This window comes from Limnobacter sp. SAORIC-580, assembly GCF_013004065.1.
GTDB lineage: Bacteria > Pseudomonadota > Gammaproteobacteria > Burkholderiales > Burkholderiaceae_B > Limnobacter > Limnobacter profundi.
This window is the reverse complement of record NZ_CP053084.1, coordinates 1,733,118-1,751,868: the sequence shown is the minus strand read 5'-3', so window position 1 is coordinate 1,751,868 and position 18,751 is coordinate 1,733,118. Positions and strand designations below refer to the sequence as shown.

Below are 18,751 nucleotides of genomic sequence, written 5' to 3'. Positions count from 1 at the left end.
AGGTTTATGAACAACGCAATGTCCATTCTTTTTAACGCGCTGGTTGATTCATTTCGCCCAAAAATGCTGATGTTGACTTTGGTGTCTGTGGCCATTGCATCGGTGTTCTGGATTGTAATTATCTGGTTGTCGGTTGATCCATTGGTCAATGCCGCGACCTGGGCACTGGGTTATTTTGGTTTTGACTTTTCCGCCGATGCAGTTGCAACCGACGCCGCATTCATGGGCTGGTTGAAAGTCATTTTGGTGCCGCTGGCCTTGTTTGGTCTGTTGTGGCCGATTGTGGCCACTTCGGCCGTGTTGCTTGCAGGTTTGTACGTTACTCCACCTGTGGTCAATTACCTGACCGAGCGAGAATTTCAGGGCATCGAAAAGAGGGGAGACTCTGGCATGGTCATGAGTCTGTGGGTGACTTTGAAAGCAGTGGTCATTTTTCTGATTGCATGGATTGTCACATTGCCTTTGTGGCTCATGCCAGGCATGGCATTTGTGTTGCCTATTTTGCTGACCGCTTATTTGCTCATGGCCGTGATGAGGTTCGATTCCTTGGCCGGGCATGCCACCAAACTGGAAATGAAAGAAATCAAAAAGCGCGACAGCACCTCCGCCTGGTTGATCGGTTTGGTGTGCGCATTTTTAAGTTTCATTCCACCAATTTTATTGATCATGCCGGTGATGTCGGCTTTGGCATTTACCCGCCATTATATGGGTGCACTCGTGCAGGTCAGAAACAACAAAACAATCGACATGCCCGCGATTGAATCCAACTAAATACACAAAGAGCAAAAAATGGCAGTACCTAAAATTGGCCTTATTGTAGTGGGCGACGAGATTTTGTCGGGCTTAAGGCAAGACAAACACATACCTGCCGTGATCGAGCGTTTGACCGCCCGTGGCCTGCATTTGTCTTGGGTACAAATGGTGGGTGACGACAGGGAGTTTTTAACCGCTACCTTGAAACGCTCGTTTGCCAGCGACCACATTGTTTTGAGTTGTGGGGGCATTGGCGGTACACCCGATGATCACACACGGCAAGCAGCAGCCCAGGCACTGGGCCTGCCGATTGTGCGCCACGAAGGTGCAGTGGAACTGATTCGTCAGCGTTGCGAGGAAAGCGGGCAGCCCCTGGATGAATTTCGGCTGCGCATGGCTGATTTTCCGGAAGGCGCCAGCCTGATACCCAACCCTTATAACCGCATTGCCGGCTTCACCATTGGGCAACATCACTTCGTGCCTGGTTTCCCGGTAATGGCCTGGCCGATGATTGAATGGGTGCTCGATACGCTCTACCCTCAGTTTCATCATCGGGAGCTTGAATACAAGAGGGCTTTGTTGTTGTTCAACACACCAGAAGCCCGAATAACGCCAGTGATGGAGCAACTGGAGGCCCAGTACCCCGATTGCAAGTTGTATAGCCTGCCCAGTGTAGGTGACAACAAACTGGCTCGTCATATTGAGCTTGGGGTAAAGGCAAGGGGCGATTTTGCTAAAAAAGAAGTAGTTTCGAATGCGTTTACAGAACTGGTGAAAGTTCTGGAAAGCATGAATTGCGAGTTTGAGTTAATCAATTAAAAAAAAGCCTGCCACAAAAGAGGGCAGGCTTTGAGAATTCGTTCCAGGAGGAACGAGGAGACATCTTTACAGGCAAAACAAGCTTAAGCTGCTTTGCGGGCCTTTGTAGTGGCTGTGTTGGAGGCTTTGATGGTTGCCTTGGTTGCGGCTTCCACGTTGGCTTCTGCCATTTCAACAGCTTGTTTGGTGGCCTTGCTTACACTGTCGTAAGCGGTGTTGGCTGCAGTAATTGCTGATTTCATCAGTGCGACAGCACTTTCTGACCCGGCAGGTGCATTCTTGCTGGCTGACTCAAACAGCTCAACGAATTTTTTGTTGTTCTCGGCGACTTGCTCTTCAACCAGCTTGGCTGCTTCAGAAGCAATGCCAGAGGACAGGGAGTACAGGTCTTTGCCGTAGGACACAGCTTTCTCTGACAAAGGTTGTGTCACTGATGTTGACACCGCAACGAATTCTTGAATGTCTTTTGCAGAGGACAAGGCTTTCACGGCCTCAACACTGTCTTCCATGTAAGCTTTAACAGCGTTAAGATTCAGTTCAACCACTTTTTCAACGTTGCTGAACGATTGCTGGCTAAGACCCAGGATCTTTTCAAGGTTGGCTTTTTGAACGTCGAGAAATTGTTCGGGGGTCATCATCATAGTTTGCTCCGTCAGGTTTCGTACCACTAGGGTTATTTTCGACACCGTTTGATGCGGTGCACAAATTGAATTCTACCAAAAAAAATTCTCTTGTCAACAAAAATGTTGCAACGCAATAAATCAAGTTCGTTCTGTTGTATTAATCATGATTGAAGCTTTTTATACCGATGAATTTGTTCTTCCATTGCCCCAAGGGCACAGATTTCCAATGGAGAAGTACCGAATTCTGCGCGATAAAGTGCATGCAAGTGATTGTTTTATAGAATTATCTGTACCGAACGCCGCAACGCCAGGGCAGTTGGCGTTGGCACATTGTCCTTACTACATTGAACGAATAGAAACCGGCAATGTTTCGAGACATGAACAACGTGACATCGGTTTTCCGTGGTCAGAACGGATGGTGGAGCGTTCCCGTCGTTCCGTGGGTGCCACAGTGTCGGCTGTTCGAAGTGCGCTGCAACACGGCGCTTCGGTCAATTTGGCAGGGGGTACGCATCACGCCAAGCGGAACAAGGGCGGCGGCTTTTGTGTGTTCAATGATTTGGCCGTGGCTGCACGCGTTTATCAAACAGACGCAATTGCCTGGTTAAACACAAATCAAACCAGATCAAATACCCTAGGCCTTGGGAATAAGGTGTTGGTGATCGATCTGGATGTGCACCAAGGAGACGGTACCGCTGAAATTTTGGGCGGTGACGACAGCGTTTTTACTTTTTCAATGCATGGCGAGAAAAATTATCCTTTTCAGAAAGAAAAAAGTGATCTGGACATCGAGCTACCTGACGGAACTGGTGATGATGAATACCTCACACAACTGGAAAGGGCATTGAACCAGGTCAGCCAACGATTTACGCCAAATATGGTGTTGTATGTGGCGGGGCTCGATGTTCACCAATCTGACCGTTTGGGCAAATTGGCCTTGAGCGATGAGGGTATTCGGCTGCGCGACCAAGTGGTGCTGGAATGGGTGCAACACCGCAATTTGCCGGTTGCCGCAGTTATGGCAGGGGGGTATTTTCCAGACCTTGAGCATTTAACCGACTTGCAACTTGGGGTAATCAAGCGCTTGGCCGACTATGGTCGACACTATCAAGAACCCCTAAAAACTACACTGAACAGGTAGATTTAAGAAATCGCTCGAATTAGATGACTTAAAACCCTGTTATCACTCGATCTGGGGCCTTGGCGGTTAACCCAATTCTGCGTAGAATCCAACAAAACATTCGTTCGAATAATAAAGACAACACACCATGATCCACAAAGCATTACTTGGCTCAACACTTCTTGCTTTATCCATGGTGTTCGGCTCCGCTGTAATGGCCGCTTCCGGCCAGTCCGAGCGTGCAAACCTGAAGGAAGCTCACGATCCACTGTCTTTGAACAGCTCAGTGGCTTTGGTGGCCGACGCAGATTCCCTCGAAGTGCTGTATGCCAAGAACCCTTCTGCGGTGGTTCCAATTGCGTCGATTACCAAAATCATGACGGTTGTGGTCACGCTAGAGGCAGGGCTTGATCTTGATGAAGTGATTACCATCACCACAGAAGACATCGATTACTACAAAAACACCCGTTCACGCTTGAAGCCTGGAAGTGAGTTTACCCGTCGTGAATTGATTCATCTGGCTCTCATGGCCTCTGAGAACCGCGCTGCCTCCGCCTTGGGGCGCAGCTATCCAGGTGGTTTGGCAGCGTGCGTAGCTCAAATGAACCGCCGTGCGGCCTCCTTGCGCATGTTCAACACCAACTTTGCGGAAACCACGGGTCTTTCAGTTGAAAACAAATCAAGCGCAAACGACCTGGCTCGCATGGTTTTGCATGCCCAGCGCTTTCCTTTGATTCGCCAGTTTTCAACCGACCCCCAGTTTTCGGTGCAGTCGGGCAAGGGGCAATTGAACTTCCGAAATACCAATCGCCTGATCAAAAACAAGGAATGGGATATTCAGGTTCAAAAAACCGGCTTTATCAATGAAGCTGGGCGTTGCCTGGTGATGAAGGCCAAGGTAGGTGATCGCAACTTGGTGATCGTGTTGCTGGATGCATTGGGCTCTCAGGCCAGGTTTGCCGACGCAGAGCGTATTCGCGAATATGTAATGGCCGTGGCACCCAGCACTGCCGCATACGTGACAAAATAAAACTACAGCCTGAATCGACCGCTGGGTGGGGTAACTCGCCCTTGCCAGCCAAGCGATGCGCTAATTCGTTGCGCTGTATGAATCAATTCTTGCAGCCAGTCTTCCTGAATACGGTCTGCCGGTGCCGAAATAGACAAACCGGCAATCAGTTTCGATGAATCGTCGTAAATACCCGCCGCCATGCAACGAACACCCATTTCAAGTTCTTCGTTGTCACGCGCGAATCCTTCAGTTCTCACCAGCAACAGTTCCTTTTCCAGCTTTTCAAGCGTGGTCAGACTGTTCAGCGTAGTGCCACGCAAAGTGGTTCTCTCGGCGTAGAGCTTCAAATTCTCTGGTGATTCATTCGCAAGAAAAAGCTTGCCGGTCGATGTCAGGTGCAAGGGTGCACGGCCTCCGATTGCACGTACCACCTGCATGCCTGATCGTTCGCTGTAGGCGCGGTCCACGTACACAATTTCATCGCCTTGTCGAACTGACAGGTTCACGGTTTGGCCAGTCAGGCGGTGCAATTTGCGCATCAGCTCCAGTGCGGCATCACGTACGTTCAATCGGGCTTTCACCAAATTGCCCAGTTCAAGCAAGCGCATGCCCAGGCGGTACAAGCCCGGGTCGGTGCGGTCAACCAGTCGGCAAGCCACCAGGTCATTCAAAATTCGGTGGGCAGTGGAGGGGTGTAGCTTGGTGTCGCGGGCCAGGTCTTTCAATGCAACGGGATCTTGGTGTTCAGCCAAGGCATCCAACAATTGCATCATTCGCTCAATCACCTGAATACTGGTGCGTCCAACCGACTCTTCGCTCATACGGGGTAGTTCCTTTTCATGCAGTGAGAAGTTTAAACCATATTGTGAAATACGTCACTCGTTATGGTTATCACTACTGGCCGGAAAGCGGCGTGCTGCATACACTTGAACAGTTTTTGTTCATTTTGGGGAAATGCCTTGCGCGTCGGTTTGTTTGTTACCTGCCTTGTGGATTCCATGCGGCCCTCTATCGGTTTTTCAACCATTGAGTTGCTGGAATCAGCCGGTTGCGAGGTGGTGGTGCCTCAGGCCCAAACCTGTTGTGGTCAACCCGCCTGGAATTCAGGCGATCAAGATAGCACGCACAAGCTGGCTCAAAAATGGCTGGCTGAGTTCGAGCAGTTTGATTACGTGGTTGCTCCATCGGGTTCTTGCGCCGGCATGACAAAAACCCATTACACCGAAGTGTTCAAGAACGACCCGGATTTGAAAATGCGCGCGGCCCGTTTGGCTGCACGCACCTACGAGCTCACTGACTTTTTGGTCAATGTGCTGGGCCTGGACAAGGTCAAGCTAGGGGTGAGCGAGCTTAAACAGATTACCTATCATGATTCTTGCAGTGGGCTGCGCGAGTTGGGTGTGCAGAATCAACCCCGCACCTTGATTGGCAAAATGGGTGGCGTAGAAATTCTTGAAATGAAAGACAGTCGGCAGTGCTGCGGTTTTGGTGGCACGTTCGCCTTGAAGTATGGCGAGGTTTCCAGCGCAATTTGTACCGACAAGTGCGAGCAGGTACAAGCGACCGGTGCACAGGCTGTGGTGTTGGGCGACCTGGGCTGTATGTTGAATATTGAAGGCCGATTGCGTCGCATGGGTGACAACACGCAGGTGTTGCATGTGGCCGAATTGCTCACGGGCCGCAAGCCCGGTCAAATTTAAAGTGGGGCAGTAACACCATGCAAGTACAAAGCATGTTTTTTGAACGCAAGGCCAGTGAAAAGCTGAATGATCCGCGTTTGCAGGAAAACTTGAAACGCTTGTCTTCAAAGTTTGTGAATGCACGTGCCACCAGTATTCTGGAGCTGGAAGATTTTGAGGGCACTCGGTCTGCGGCAGTTGAAATTCGCAACCGAAGCATCAAGAACCTGGATGTATGGCTTGAATTGTTTGAACAGAAAGCAGTCGAGACTGGTGCCAAGGTATTGTTTGCACGCACACCGCAAGAGGCAGCCCAGCTGGTTGTGAAAATTGCCAAAAAGCACGGTGTGAAATCGGTGATCAAATCGAAGTCGATGGTGACTGAAGAAATGGCACTGAACAAAGCGCTTGAGGCGGCGGATGTGAAAGTGCGCGAGACCGACCTCGGCGAATACATTCTTCAAATCAACGACAACGAGCGCCCCAGCCACATTATTGCGCCCGTGGTTCACAAAGACAAAGAACAGGTGGCGGACCTGTTTGAAAAGCATCACCATTTGCCCCGCAAAACCGACATCGCTGAAATGACCCGAGAAGCGCGTGAAATTCTGCGCCCTCAGTTTTTGGCTGCCGACATGGGTGTCACGGGCGGCAATTTCATCATTGCAGACACTGGCTCAGTGGCCTTGGTTACGAACGAGGGCAACGAAGGCATGTGCACCATTAACCCCCGCGTGCATGTGGCCATCACAGGTGTTGAAAAAGTGGTGCCCACCCTTGAAGACTTTGCCACCTTAATTCGCTTGCTACCGCGCTCGGCAACCGGGCAAAGCATTTCCAACTACGTGTCGTTGTTAACTGGCCCAAAGCGGGAAGGCGACCTGGATGGTCCCGAACACATGTATTTTGTGATTCTGGATGGTGGGCGTACTGGCTTGCTCGGTGGCGAGTTTGAAGAAATGCTTCGCTGTATCAAGTGCGGTGCTTGCATGAATCACTGCCCGGTGTATCAAAAAATTGGTGGTCATGCCTACGGTTGGGTTTATCCCGGCCCGATGGGATCGGTTCTTACGCCAAGTTACACCGGTATTGAAAAAGCGCTTGATTTGCCGCAGGCGGCCACTTTGTGCGGCGAGTGCCATGTGGTGTGCCCTGTGAAAATTCCGCTGCCCGATTTGCTGCGCAAATTGCGAGAGCAGCAGTTTTCAAGGGGGCTTCGTCCATGGCAGGAAAAAGCAGCATTCAAGGTGTGGGCTTTTGTGGCACAGCGGCCTGCGTTGTATCGCGTATTGTCACGCATGGGCATTAAGGCCATGGCATGGTGGGGAAAACGCAAAGGCGGTATACACAGTTTGCCGGGTGTCAAGGGTTGGACTGATCAACGTGACTTTCCCGTGCCCACGGGTGAAACCTTTTCAAATCTGTATCAGCAACGCAAGAACAAGTAGATTTATAACTCACATTCAGCAAGGTGAATGCCTGAGAACAAGGAGCGGCTTTCCGAAAGCCGCTCCTTTTATTTTTTTCTCATCTTCACTTTGCAATTTACATGGATGGTGGCAGCGCATTCAGTCACCAGTTCAGGGCCTTTGTAAATGAGGCCTGTGTATATTTGAACCAGCTTTGCACCCGCGCGAATTTTCTCCACGGCATGCTCACCGCTGGAAATACCGCCCACGCCAATGATTGGAATGTCGTCGCCCAACTCTGCGTACAAACGCTTGATCACGTGGGTCGACTTCTCCAGCACGGGTGCTCCGCTTAGGCCACCTTGCTCCTCGCCATGGGGAAGGCCAGCCACGCTGGTTTTGTCGATTGTGGTGTTGGTTGCAATAACACCGTCAAAACTGAAATGGGTGAGCCGCTTGGCAATCGCATCAATTTGATCGTCATCCAGATCGGGGGCAATTTTCAAGGCCATGGGTTTGTACAAGCCATGTTCATCGGCCAAGGCTTTTTGTTTTTCTTTCAGTGAGCCCAATAAAATATCGAGGCTGTCGCCGCCTTGCAGGTCGCGCAGGTTTTTGGTGTTCGGTGAAGAAATATTGACTGTGATGTAGCTCGCGTAGGGATACACCGCTTCCAGCGCGGCCAAGTAATCATCTGTAGCATTTTCAACCGGAGTAAGCGCATTCTTTCCAATATTGATCCCCAATACACCCGGGTAATTGCTGGCCTTTACATTCTTTATTAACGTGTCCACGCCCTCGTTGTTAAAGCCCATGCGGTTAATCAATGCATTGGCTTTGGGCAGCCGAAACAGCCTTGGTTGCGGGTTGCCGGGTTGCGGTTTGGGCGTTACCGTACCTACTTCAAGAAAACCAAAACCCATCAGGCCCAATTCGCTGATGTAAGCGGCGTCTTTGTCCAGGCCGGCTGCCAGGCCCACTCGGTTCGGGAAGTCGATACCCATGACCTTTACGGGGTCAGCAACCGCCTTGGGTGAAAAAAACTTGAGCAAACCGAGCTTGCGCAGCATTTGCAGATTGCTGAAAGTAATGTGGTGTGCTTTCTCGGGATCAAGGGAAAACAGGGCAGGGCGAACAAGCGAATAGGGAAGCAGCATGGCGGTTTTCAGACACCGGTAATTTGGATGGAATAGCCCGCATTGTAACGGGGAAACTACGGGCTTGATTAGCGGCTTGGTTCAGGCGAGGGCTGCCACACGTTGTCCTGGAGAATTTCTGCCGAGGAAAAGCGTGCCTTGTAAGCCATTTTCTCGCTTTCCTTGATCCAGTAACCCAAATACAGGTAAGGAAGTTCGAGGTCCCGACATTGCTCAATTTGCCAAAGTACGCCATAGACTCCCAGGCCGCTTCGTTCCTCAGGATCGAAGAAGGTATACACCGAGGACAGCCCATCGGTAAGGATGTCAATGATGGACACCATCACCAACTTACCGTCAGGGTTTCGGAATTCAACCAAGCGGGAATTTACCCGGGTTTGCAGCAAAAATTGGGAATACTGTTCACGGCTGTCTTCATCCATCCCGCCACCGTGATGGCGGGCCGACTGGTATTTCAGGTACAAAGCGTAGTGTTCGGAATTGAAGTGCAGGCGTTGTACGCTGGGTTTCAGGCTTGCAAAAGTCTTTGCAGTGCGTCGCTGGCTTCGATTGGTGTGAAACTGGGATACTTTCAAGCGCAGGGGCTTGCATGAATTGCAACCGTCGCAATGGGGCTTGTAGGTGAACAGGCCGCTGCGACGAAAACCCATGCGAACCAACTCGCTGTATACATCGGCGTTGATTAAGTGGCTTGGGGTTGCCACCTGCGACCTGGCCAAACGATTGTCCAGATAGCTGCAGGGGTAGGGTGCAGTCGAATAAAACTGCAAGGTAGAGAAGGGCAGTTCCTTAGGTCTGGTCATACGTCCATTTAAGTTCGCGGGGTTCCCAATTCAAGGTGGGTTGCACAATGGAATTCGCCATTTCAGTCTCAAACACCTTTCTGCTTACCGTGCGGGCACCCATTGACATCAAATGCCCGGTAGCCTGCTGGCAGTCAATTATGTGCACATTCTGAGATTTTAGCCAATACACAAAATGAGCGAAGGCCACTTTGGATGCATCGGTTTGCGTTGCAAACATGCTTTCACCGTACACCATTTTACCCAAGGCCACGCAATACAGGCCGCCGATGAGCTGGTCGCCTTGCCAGTGTTCAATCGAGTGGGCCAAACCGCGCTGGTGAAGCGTTGTGTAAGCCGCAATCACTTCTTCGGTAATCCAGGTGCCGTCCTGGCCCGGTCTGGGCGCTGCGCAGGCACGCATCACTCTCTCAAAGGCGGTATTCAGGCGAATGGCGCTTCCCGGGGTGCCGTGCATTTTGCGTATCGCCTTGGCCAGCGAGCGGTGTAGCTTGAATTCAGCGGTATACAACACTGCGCGTGGGGAGGTGCTCCACCAAAGCACAGGTTCACCTTGGGAATACCATGGAAATATGCCCCGTGCATAACTCGCTTCAAGCCAGTCCGCATTGATTTCCATGCTGGCTGCAAGCAGGCCAGGCGGATACTCTAGCGCTAGTGCAGTGCTGGGGAATTCGCCTGGAGAGTCCAGCCAGGGTATGGTGGTTTTTGTCATCCGGCCTTGAATTGCGAATCAGTCCAGTCCGTGTGATCGAACACATCGCCCGTGTGCAGGGTATACCGTCCTGCTTTTCGGTCTGCAAAAAACAGGGTCAGTGTTTTTGACACAGTTTTAAAGGCCAGTTCATCCCACGGAATTTCTTCTTCGGAAAACAGTTTCACATCCAGGCTTTCTTCACCCGCACAGAAGGTGGGGGTGGGCATCTCGGCGCGGAAAAAAATATGAACCTGTTCAGCGCGAATTACATCGAACATGGTGAACAGAGGGCCCAATTTGATTTGAGCACCAGCTTCTTCCAGTGTCTCGCGGGCGGCACCCTGATGTGTGGTTTCGTTCAGCTCCATGAAGCCTGCAGGCAGGGTCCAAAAACCGTGGCGGGGTTCAATCGCTCGCTTGCAAAGCAAAACCTTGCCCTGATAGGTTGGAATGGTGCCAACTACAATCTTCGGGTTTACGTAATGAATTGCGCCACATCCTGGGCAACAACTTCGTTCTCGGTTGTCGCCGGCAGGAATGCGAAGTTCAAGCGGGGTGCCACATGTGCTGCAGTATTTCATTTGTTGTTTGCTTCTATTTTTTTGAAAAAATCACTTGCAGTGTAACCGACAAATATGTGTATAATTCGGGCTGCTCAAATTGCTGAGGCAATGCAGGCAGAAGGCAAAAAGAATTAAAAGTTTTGCATTAAAGTTTCAACAAATCGTATTAAATACAGTTGACAACTTAAGCGGAATAATTAATAATCTCGGTCTTCGCTTCGGGGGTATAGCTCAGCTGGGAGAGCGCTTGCATGGCATGCAAGAGGTCAGCGGTTCGATCCCGCTTACCTCCACCAAAGCACACGGTTTTAGGTCCCCATCGTCTAGAGGCCTAGGACACCGCCCTTTCACGGCGGTAACACCGGTTCGAATCCGGTTGGGGATGCCAAATTTGGCACAAAACGCTTCTCACCCACAGGGTCAGAAGCGTTTTTTATTTACGGCTGCGAGGTGACCATGGGTCCGATCTGGAACAAAGCAGTTTTCTTCGCACTGGCTGCAGTTGTTTTGCCAGTCATTCAAGGTTGTGCAGTAGTAAGCGCCACAGCAGGCGCTGCCATTTCAATTACCGGGGCCGTTGTGTCAACCGGCATCAAGGTCACAGGCGCGGTTGTGGAAGCTGGCATTGATGCGGTCAGCGATGATGACGAAGAACTCGACGAGTAAAGCCACCCCATTTAAAGCTTGCTCACCACCAGCTCTTGATTGAGTCCCCACCTTCCTATCGTTTACCCCAACCACTAGGGGATATCCGAACTTATTCACTGCACTTTGGTCTGGTTGAAGGTACTTTCATACGTGATAACCTTTCTCGTCACATTCGCAGTGGAGCCTCTGGCTTGATCAAACGTCTGGTTTATTTTCTTGTTCTCGTTCTCTTGTTGGGGGCTGCCTACTCAGTTTCTCAAACACTGCTGGGAAATTCATCTGCCAATGCGCCCAATCAGGGCAGCAAAGGCGCAGCGCCCAAGGTCTTGGTCGAGGTTGTAAAGCTTGAGTCCACCGCAAGTTCTTTTGGTGCCATTGCAACCGGCTGGGCCGACAAATCCGCAGAAATCTTTGCCATCGTGGATGAGAAAGTCACTCAGGTTTTGTTCAAGCCACAGCAAAAGGTAAAAAAGGGCGAATTACTCGTTCAACAAGACGATCGAGAAGAACAGTTGGCGCTTCGGCTTGCGGAAGTACAGCTGAAGAACACCAAAAGCTTGCTGGACAGATACAAACAAGCAGTGGGCAAGGGGGCGGTGCCACAAACCCAAGTTGATTCAGCCCAAGCCGATTACGAGGCTGCACAAGTGGCTGTTGATCAAGCGAAACTTGCTATTTCAAACCACCAAATTCGTGCTCCTTTTGCCGGTGTTGTCGGAATTACCGATATTGACCCTGGTCAACGTATAGGCCCCGGCGTATTGGTCACCGGTGTGGATTCCCGTGAAGTTATTTATGTGGATTTTGAGGTGCCTGAGGCCTTGGTTGGTCAATTGAGTGCCAGCAAAATGGATCAAATTGAAGTGCTTGCCAGCACGCCTTCTGTACCTGGCCAGGAATTCAAGGCGCGTGTGGTTGCCTTGGACAGTCGTTTGAATGCTGAAAAGCGATCGCTGCGCGTTCGGGCAAATATCAGCAATCCCGATGACTTATTGCGCCCTGGCATGTCGTTCGCAGTGCAAATGGCAGTAAAGGGGCAAATGCTCGCCTCGGTGCCAGAAATTGCTTTGCAATGGGACAGGGAAGGCTCTTATGTCTGGATGATTCGAGAGGGAAAAGCCGACCGTGAAAACGTGCGCGTGGCCGACCGGCGTCAGGGCCGTGTGTTTCTCGATGGCAACATCAAAGAGGGTGAATCTGTGGTGGTTGAAGGTGGTTTGCGGCTTGCAGAAGGCGTAGTTGTCGAACAGGTTGAGGATCCCTTGCAATGAGTCGCGCCACCGACGGTTTAACCGCACTGGGTTTGAAAAGACCCGTGTTGATCGTGGTGCTGAATTTGTTGATTATGCTTGCGGGTATTGTCAGCATGTTTGGCGTTGAGGTGCGGGAGTTACCTGACATTGACAGGCCCGTGGTGCTTGTGCGAGCGGTTTATCAAGGTGCTTCGCCCACCACCATGGACGCGGAAGTGACCTCCAAAGTGGAAGGTGCCGTGGCCAGAGTCTCTGGCGTCTTGCGCATTCAAAGTTCAAGTGAGGAAAACAATATGCGCGTGCGCATGGAGTTTTCTCCGGACATTGATGTAAACACCGCTGCCAACGATGTGCGGGAGGCTATAAGCCGAATTACCAATCAACTGCCTGAGAACCTTGACCAGCTTTTGGTGATCAAGGCCGATGACGATGCACGGCCTGTGGTTCAGCTTGCTGTGTACAGCAATACCTTGGCTATGCAGGATCTGGCTGAACGGGTTGAGCGAGATTTGGTACCTGCTTTTGTGTCCATCGAGGGTGTGGCTGACGTGCCATTGAATGGCAGTCAACCCCGCGTACTGCGAGTGCTTCTAGACCCGGCCAAATTGGCCCGGTACGGCATGGTAGCCACTGACGTACTGACCAGCCTTGAAACCATGAATCTCGATGTACCGGCAGGCAGTTACCTGTCGGGCAAGCAAGAGTTGCTGGTGCGTGCAAATGCCTCCACCATCGACACTGAGGCAATTAATTCTATTTTGATAAAAAATGGCGTACGGGTTCGCGATGTGGCCGAGGTGTACTACGGCCCCATGTCGGCTGAATCGTATTCTTTGCTGAATGGCCGGGCTGTGGTTGGCATGGGAGTATTGCGGCAGGCTGGTGGTAATACCATCGCCATTGCCAGCGATGTGAAAAAGCGCATGGCTGAAATCAATGCGCAGTCCAAAGACTTGCAAGTGATCATGATTTCCGACGACTCGGTTTTCATCAAAGGTGCTTTGCAGGAAGTATTGATGTCCCTGGTGTTCGCGGTAGTCGTCGTGTTGATCGTGATTGCCCTGTTTCTTGGGCAGTGGAAGGCAGTGCTGATTCCTGCGGTAACCATGCCAGTGTCACTCGTGGGCACTCTGGCCGCAATCTGGCTGGCCGGTTTCTCGGTCAACATGTTGACCTTGCTTGCTTTGGTGTTGGCCACTGGCTTGATTGTCGACGATGCGATTGTGGTCCTTGAAAATATTCAACGCCGCAAAAAACTGGGTGAAAGCATTACCGTGGCTTCGGTGTTGGGCACACAGCAGGTTTTCTTTGCGGTCATCGCAACCACTGCCTCTTTGGTAGCCGTGTTTTTGCCCATCGCTTTTTTGCCGGGTGAAACAGGGCGCCTGTTTCGGGAGTTCGGCATGGTCCTGTCCATGTCGGTGATTATCAGTACTTTTGTTGCCTTGAGTTTGTGCCCCATGCTGGCTGCCAAATTGTTGAAAGACGATGTGCCCGCAACAGGTCAAACCGCTCGAATAATGGGCCCACTCCAGGGTTTTGGTGATCGAATAGCCAATGCCTACTTTCGCACTTTGGATGGTTTCTTGAAACATCGCCTGGTGTTTTTGCTTGTCTTCCTGGGTGTTGCAATTGCGGGTGGTCTGACATTCACTTTGTTGAATCAGGAATTGGTTCCTCCAGAAGACAGGGGGCGCCTTGTGGTGGATTTCACCGGGCCCGACGGCGCTTCTCTTGAATACAGTGGTAGGCAGGGGCAAATCGCCGAGAACATCATGAGGCCCTATCAAGAGCAGGGACTGATCACCGACATGTTCACGATTGTAGGTCGATACGACAAAAATCGTGTGGCCATACAAGCCAATTTGTCAGACTGGAGCCAGCGCGACACCACTCAGCAGGAGCTCGCGGCCAAATTGAGCAAGGAGTTGTCCAGTATTCCTGGTGCTCAAGTGCGTTTTCAAAATGAAAGCAGCTTGAACATTCGTGGTGGCGGCGGCGGTTTGCAAATTGCTTTGCTGGGCGACGACTACGATGTTTTGGCCAACAATGCAGATTCGCTGGCGGATGCCTTGATCAAGCAGATTGATGCGGTTCAGGATGTACGCGTTCAGTATGACACCTCCCAGCCTGAACTTGGATTTGAAATCGATCGCGAGAAGGCCAGTGATTTGCAGGTGCCGGTGAGCCGTATTACACAAACTTTGCAAATCATGGCTGACGAATACCAGTTGCTGGATCTCAGTGTTGGGGATCAGGCCGTGCCAGTGATGCTGGGCTCCAGCAATGGCAGCCTGAATTCGCCATTTGACTTGCTGAACATATACACCAGTAGCGACACCGGGCAACTGGTACCCCTTGCTTCAATGATCAAGGTGCAAGAAAGGGGTGTGGCTGCAGAACTTGACCGACATGCACAGCGTAGGGCAGTTGAACTGAACATAGGCATACCGCCAGGTACCGACCTTGGCACCACCATGCAACAAATACGCGCTGTTGCAGATAGTACTTTGCCATCTTCGGCCACATTGATTTTTCTGGGTGAAGCCGCCACCCTGGAAGAAACTTCCAATGAAATGTTGATCACTTTTGCCGTGGCGTTGATTGTGGTGTTTCTGGTGTTGGCGGCGCAGTTTGAAAGTGTTGGCAGTGCTTTGGTGGTGATGTTTACCGTGCCGTTTGGCTTGGCTGCAGCAGTGTTTGCCCTGTTGATTACCAACCAGTCGCTCAATTTGTTCAGTCAAATTGGCTTGGTGTTGCTGATTGGCTTGATGACCAAGAATGCGATTTTGCTGGTTGAACTGATGGATCAGCTTCGCGATGAGGGGCACAGCATTGAATCGGCCATTCGTGAGGGGGCGCGTATGCGACTTCGCCCGATTGCGATGACGGTGCTTTCTACCTTGTTGGGTGTGTTGCCCTTGGTGTTGACTTCAGGCCCTGGTGCAGAGGCACGAGAGGCGATTGCCTGGGTTGTGTTGGGCGGTTTGGGATTGTCTACCCTGTTTACATTATACCTGGCACCCATGGGCTACAGTTTTATTGCACCTTACATGAAGCCAAGGGCGCACGCCGCAGAGATGTTGGACAAGGAGATTGAAGAATACGAGGCCAGTGTGAAAAAGGGTGAGGTGAAGGCATGAAGCGCACTGCCTGGATGATTGGTCTGGTATTGCCGCTGGCTTTGTTGTCGGGATGTGCTGTTACTGCGCCTGAGCTGCCCAAATCTTCGACGAAACCACCTGAAAAATTTGTAGCGCAAAATATTCTTCAGAATCTAAGCAGCGTGAAAGACGCTGGCGTGGCAGGTGTGCGTTGGTGGGAGGGTTTTAACGACTCTGTTTTGAATGAGCTGGTTAGCACGAGCATACAAAACAATTTCCAAATCGCTTCGGCTGCAGCGCGTGTCAGGGAAGCCCGCGCGCTGCTACAACTAAGTGAGGCTGGTGATTCTTTGCTGGTTGAACTGGATGCCGAGGTCAGTGGCCAAAAATCAGATCGAAACAGCAACACCCCCAACAATTCGGGTAGCAACAATGCACGGGATGAACGCAGTGCTTTGTTGGGTTTGGGTTTTGTCTTGCCAATTGATTTGGCTGGTCGGGTTGAGCAGGAAGTTCGAGCAGCGGCAGCCAATTTGATGGCCGAGCAAGCTGGTTTGCGCGCGCAAATTATTCAAACCAGCACAGCCGTAGCCCAAGAGTATTTGAGTTTGCGTGGCAATCAAAAACAATTGGCGATGTTGCGTGAATCTGTTGAGTTGCAGGAAAAAACGCTGGCCATTGTTCAAGCTCGATTTGAAAGTGGTTTGTCACCCGAGCTGGACGTTCGGCGAGCTGAAACTTCAGTCGAAAATCTGCGAGCGAGTATTGCCCCATTGCAACAGGCACTGCAAGACTCCCGTCACCGTTTGGCGACCCTGAGTGGTCAATTTCCGGGGGCTTACGAGCAATTGCTCAGGCCTGAAGGCGATTTGCCAGAGTACGGCTTGGGCATTCCGGCGAGCGTGCCTTTTCAGGTAGTACAAGCACGCCCGGATGTTCAATTGGCGCAGGCCCGGTTTGCACAGGCGGCCGCTGATGTAGGCGTGGCACAAGCTGATTTCTACCCCAGTATCGAATTGATGGCCAACATACAAATTGGCAGTACCGCGATCAATTCAAACCCCGCGACCAGCATATTGATCGGTTCTTTGGCCGCTTTGTTGAATCAAGTGGTATACGACGGTGGCGCACGCGACGCTCGATTGAATGCGGCCGTGGCCCGTGCTGAGGGGGCGTTGGCCGAGTACGAGCAGGTGCTGAGAGTAGTTACCCAAGAGGTTGAAAATTCCTTGACTGCGATTGACTCCTCCGCATCACGCCAAACTGCGCTCGGCAAGGCAGTTGTATCGAGTAAACGGAGCTTTGAGCAGGCAGATGCCCTGTACCAGTTGGGCTTGGTGAGTTTTCTGGATGTGGTGGATGCACAGCGTGTGTATGCCAACGCCGAACAGGCCCTGGCCACGGAACAAACCAATTACGCCACCTTGATTGCTGGCTTGTTCCGTGCACTTGGTGTGCAGTCGTAATTAAAACCGTTCGGTGAAGCCAATCCCGAAGAAGTGGGTGTCCAGTTGCACATTGCCCTGAAAGTCGCCACCGCGTACTTCGGCGGGTGTAATACCGGTGTTGTTACCAACAGGCGCGGGATCTGTGTCCAGTTTTTGGTAGGCAAAGTGAATGCTGGTGTCACGGCTTAAATCGAACTGACCACCAAAAGCAAAATACTGTCGATCACTGTCTGGCAAAATCGTGATTCGGGTGGCATCGTCAATCACGCTGTTTTCAATCGCATAGCCCGCTCGCAACGTCAGCCTTTTGTACAGCTTGTAATTCAAGCCAACTCTGTACGACTCTGCTGCTACAAAATTTTGCGGGATGTTTTCCAGCGTTCGACCATTGCTTTCACGTACAAAATTCAAGGTTGTTACCGAGAAATCCTGGCGCGTGTAGGTGGCCATCAAATCCAGTTTGGGTGTGGCGTGGTGAAACACGGAGAGGCGAAGCTCATCGGGCAGCGATATTTCCTGCTTGATGATTTGTTCTGGTGCCAAATCCCCGGCTGCCTGCGGACCGTTTACACCCAAGGCACCAAACGCCAAGTTGTTGATCAGGCTGTCGCTATTCAGGAACGCGCGAAACGCGGCTTGCTCGGGTGAGTCATCAAGCTTGAACTTGCCACGGTTGCCCGTGAATTCGGTTTTCGGTCGATAAGAAATACCCACGCGTGTGTTTTTTGTGGGCTCCCACAGGCCACCCAGCTGTGCGTTGAATGCCCAGCCAAACATGCGCAAACCCGCGTTGCTTTCACCGGGAATGGGTGGGGCTCCAATAAGCGCACCTGCAGGCCCTTCAAGAAGCGCAGCAGAACCCGGGGCCAAGGCTTCTACAGCCTCGCGGTAATTCAGCTTCAACTTGATGGACTGAAAGTAACGCTCATAAGAACCGTTCAAACCCCAAGACAAAGTCGGGCTTAACTTGTAACCAAAGCCAAGGTTCAGGCGGGTCACTTTGAAGTCAATATCGCGGCCTTGATTGCGTCCCGGGAAATTTTCATCGTAATGAATCACCAGGCCATGAGAGGCAGAAGCGCCAAAGCCCATCACCAGTTTTTCGTTGATTGGAATCGCAATAAACAGGTTGGGTGCAAGCGCGCCAGCGTCATAGCCGTCTTTGCGACTGAACACCTGACCATTTTGGCCCTGTGGCGCACCGGAGTCTGCACCATCGTTGTTTTGTGTGGATGTGTAATCGGTACCAATCGTGACTACGGCAGCGCCTTGGGTCAATTCAGCGCGTTTAAACCGGGTCAGGGCGGCTGGGTTGGCGAACAAAACCGATGCATCACCAGCCTCGGCAGCTTGCCCTGCCGACGCATTTCCCATGGCACTGATGCTTGTGGCGTCAAATGCAGTACCGCCAGCGTGGGCGGAAGTGCAATAGACCACGCTCAACAACAGGGCAGTGGACACACGGTTTAATGGAAAAAAGGAATCCGTTCTTCGGGCAGAAGAATTCATGGGTATTGTCTCCGGTATTGTGGTCAATGCACTTGCGAGGGGTGGTCGCTCGAAGTAGTGACTTTTATGTAGTCATTTCAGTGTATCACCAAAGCGAAAAAATGTTACTTTCAAGTATTGAAGTAGATTGGTCACTCTAAAAGCTGGCTTTGGG

The 18,751-nt window shown here is 51.4% G+C and carries 17 protein-coding genes and 2 tRNA genes; 12 read left to right on the top strand and 7 right to left on the bottom strand.

Annotated features, from left to right (window positions below):
- Positions 1 to 6: 6 nt before the first annotated feature.
- A complete protein-coding gene (locus HKT17_RS08185; protein WP_171099201.1) occupies positions 7 to 771 on the top strand; it encodes an EI24 domain-containing protein in 765 nt (254 codons plus the stop codon).
- Positions 772 to 789: 18 nt separating this feature from the next.
- Entirely contained in the window at positions 790 to 1,572 is a 783-nt protein-coding gene (locus HKT17_RS08180) for a competence/damage-inducible protein A (RefSeq protein ID WP_171099200.1), read from the top strand.
- 83 nt (positions 1,573 to 1,655) lie between these two features.
- On the opposite strand, the gene HKT17_RS08175 is transcribed toward HKT17_RS08180, so the two are convergent.
- Positions 1,656 to 2,210, bottom strand: a complete 555-nt coding sequence (locus HKT17_RS08175; protein WP_275270874.1) for a phasin family protein — start codon at positions 2,208 to 2,210, stop codon at positions 1,656 to 1,658.
- A gap of 148 nt (positions 2,211 to 2,358) precedes the next feature.
- On the opposite strand from HKT17_RS08175, the gene HKT17_RS08170 reads away from it, so the two are divergent.
- Entirely contained in the window at positions 2,359 to 3,336 is a 978-nt protein-coding gene (locus HKT17_RS08170) for a histone deacetylase family protein (RefSeq protein ID WP_171099195.1), read from the top strand.
- Between the two features lie 127 nt (positions 3,337 to 3,463).
- Entirely contained in the window at positions 3,464 to 4,345 is an 882-nt protein-coding gene (locus HKT17_RS08165; RefSeq protein WP_240965742.1) for a serine hydrolase, read from the top strand.
- Positions 4,346 to 4,347: 2 nt separating this feature from the next.
- Here the strand turns inward: HKT17_RS08165 and HKT17_RS08160 are convergent, their stop codons facing one another.
- Entirely contained in the window at positions 4,348 to 5,148 is an 801-nt protein-coding gene (locus tag HKT17_RS08160; RefSeq protein WP_105029174.1) for an IclR family transcriptional regulator, read from the bottom strand.
- A gap of 138 nt (positions 5,149 to 5,286) precedes the next feature.
- Here HKT17_RS08160 and HKT17_RS08155 point away from each other — a divergent pair, with 138 nt between their 5' ends.
- Together HKT17_RS08155 and HKT17_RS08150 are read left to right on the top strand one after the other, a co-directional pair.
- Entirely contained in the window at positions 5,287 to 6,027 is a 741-nt protein-coding gene (locus tag HKT17_RS08155; RefSeq protein WP_171099193.1) for a (Fe-S)-binding protein, read from the top strand.
- 17 nt (positions 6,028 to 6,044) lie between these two features.
- Positions 6,045 to 7,454, top strand: a complete 1,410-nt coding sequence (locus tag HKT17_RS08150; RefSeq protein WP_171099191.1) for a LutB/LldF family L-lactate oxidation iron-sulfur protein — start codon at positions 6,045 to 6,047, stop codon at positions 7,452 to 7,454.
- 68 nt (positions 7,455 to 7,522) lie between these two features.
- On the opposite strand, the gene HKT17_RS08145 is transcribed toward HKT17_RS08150, so the two are convergent.
- From HKT17_RS08145 to HKT17_RS08130, 4 genes are all read right to left on the bottom strand, one after another.
- Entirely contained in the window at positions 7,523 to 8,572 is a 1,050-nt protein-coding gene (locus tag HKT17_RS08145; protein WP_171099189.1) for a quinone-dependent dihydroorotate dehydrogenase, read from the bottom strand.
- Positions 8,573 to 8,640: 68 nt separating this feature from the next.
- Entirely contained in the window at positions 8,641 to 9,375 is a 735-nt protein-coding gene (locus tag HKT17_RS08140; RefSeq protein WP_171099187.1) for an arginyltransferase, read from the bottom strand.
- Positions 9,362 to 10,090: a leucyl/phenylalanyl-tRNA--protein transferase gene (gene aat / locus HKT17_RS08135; protein ID WP_171099185.1), complete on the bottom strand. Its 729-nt coding sequence runs from the start codon at positions 10,088 to 10,090 to the stop codon at positions 9,362 to 9,364. The genes HKT17_RS08140 and aat overlap by 14 nt, the downstream gene beginning before the upstream one ends.
- Positions 10,087 to 10,653 (bottom strand): NUDIX hydrolase, encoded by a 567-nt coding sequence (locus HKT17_RS08130; RefSeq protein WP_171099183.1) that lies wholly within the window; start codon positions 10,651 to 10,653, stop codon positions 10,087 to 10,089. The genes aat and HKT17_RS08130 overlap by 4 nt, the downstream gene beginning before the upstream one ends.
- A gap of 202 nt (positions 10,654 to 10,855) precedes the next feature.
- On the opposite strand from HKT17_RS08130, the gene HKT17_RS08125 reads away from it, so the two are divergent.
- The 6 genes from HKT17_RS08125 to HKT17_RS08100 all read left to right on the top strand — a co-directional run bounded on the left by HKT17_RS08125 (position 10,856) and on the right by HKT17_RS08100 (position 17,106).
- Positions 10,856 to 10,931, top strand: a tRNA-Ala gene (locus tag HKT17_RS08125).
- Between the two features lie 16 nt (positions 10,932 to 10,947).
- Positions 10,948 to 11,023: transfer RNA gene (locus HKT17_RS08120), tRNA-Glu, on the top strand.
- Between the two features lie 68 nt (positions 11,024 to 11,091).
- Positions 11,092 to 11,301, top strand: coding sequence for a hypothetical protein (locus tag HKT17_RS08115; RefSeq protein ID WP_171099179.1), 210 nt, complete (start codon positions 11,092 to 11,094; stop codon positions 11,299 to 11,301).
- Positions 11,302 to 11,474: 173 nt separating this feature from the next.
- Positions 11,475 to 12,554 carry an efflux RND transporter periplasmic adaptor subunit gene (locus HKT17_RS08110; protein ID WP_171099177.1) on the top strand — a complete coding sequence of 360 codons (1,080 nt, stop codon included), beginning with the start codon at positions 11,475 to 11,477 and terminating at the stop codon, positions 12,552 to 12,554.
- Positions 12,551 to 15,679: an efflux RND transporter permease subunit gene (locus HKT17_RS08105; protein WP_171099176.1), complete on the top strand. Its 3,129-nt coding sequence runs from the start codon at positions 12,551 to 12,553 to the stop codon at positions 15,677 to 15,679. Before HKT17_RS08110 ends, HKT17_RS08105 begins: the two co-directional genes overlap by 4 nt.
- Positions 15,676 to 17,106 carry an efflux transporter outer membrane subunit gene (locus HKT17_RS08100; protein WP_171099175.1) on the top strand — a complete coding sequence of 477 codons (1,431 nt, stop codon included), beginning with the start codon at positions 15,676 to 15,678 and terminating at the stop codon, positions 17,104 to 17,106. The genes HKT17_RS08105 and HKT17_RS08100 overlap by 4 nt, the downstream gene beginning before the upstream one ends.
- On the opposite strand, the gene HKT17_RS08095 is transcribed toward HKT17_RS08100, so the two are convergent.
- Positions 17,107 to 18,597 carry an OmpP1/FadL family transporter gene (locus HKT17_RS08095; protein WP_171099174.1) on the bottom strand — a complete coding sequence of 497 codons (1,491 nt, stop codon included), beginning with the start codon at positions 18,595 to 18,597 and terminating at the stop codon, positions 17,107 to 17,109.
- Between the last annotated feature and the right edge of the window lie 154 nt (positions 18,598 to 18,751).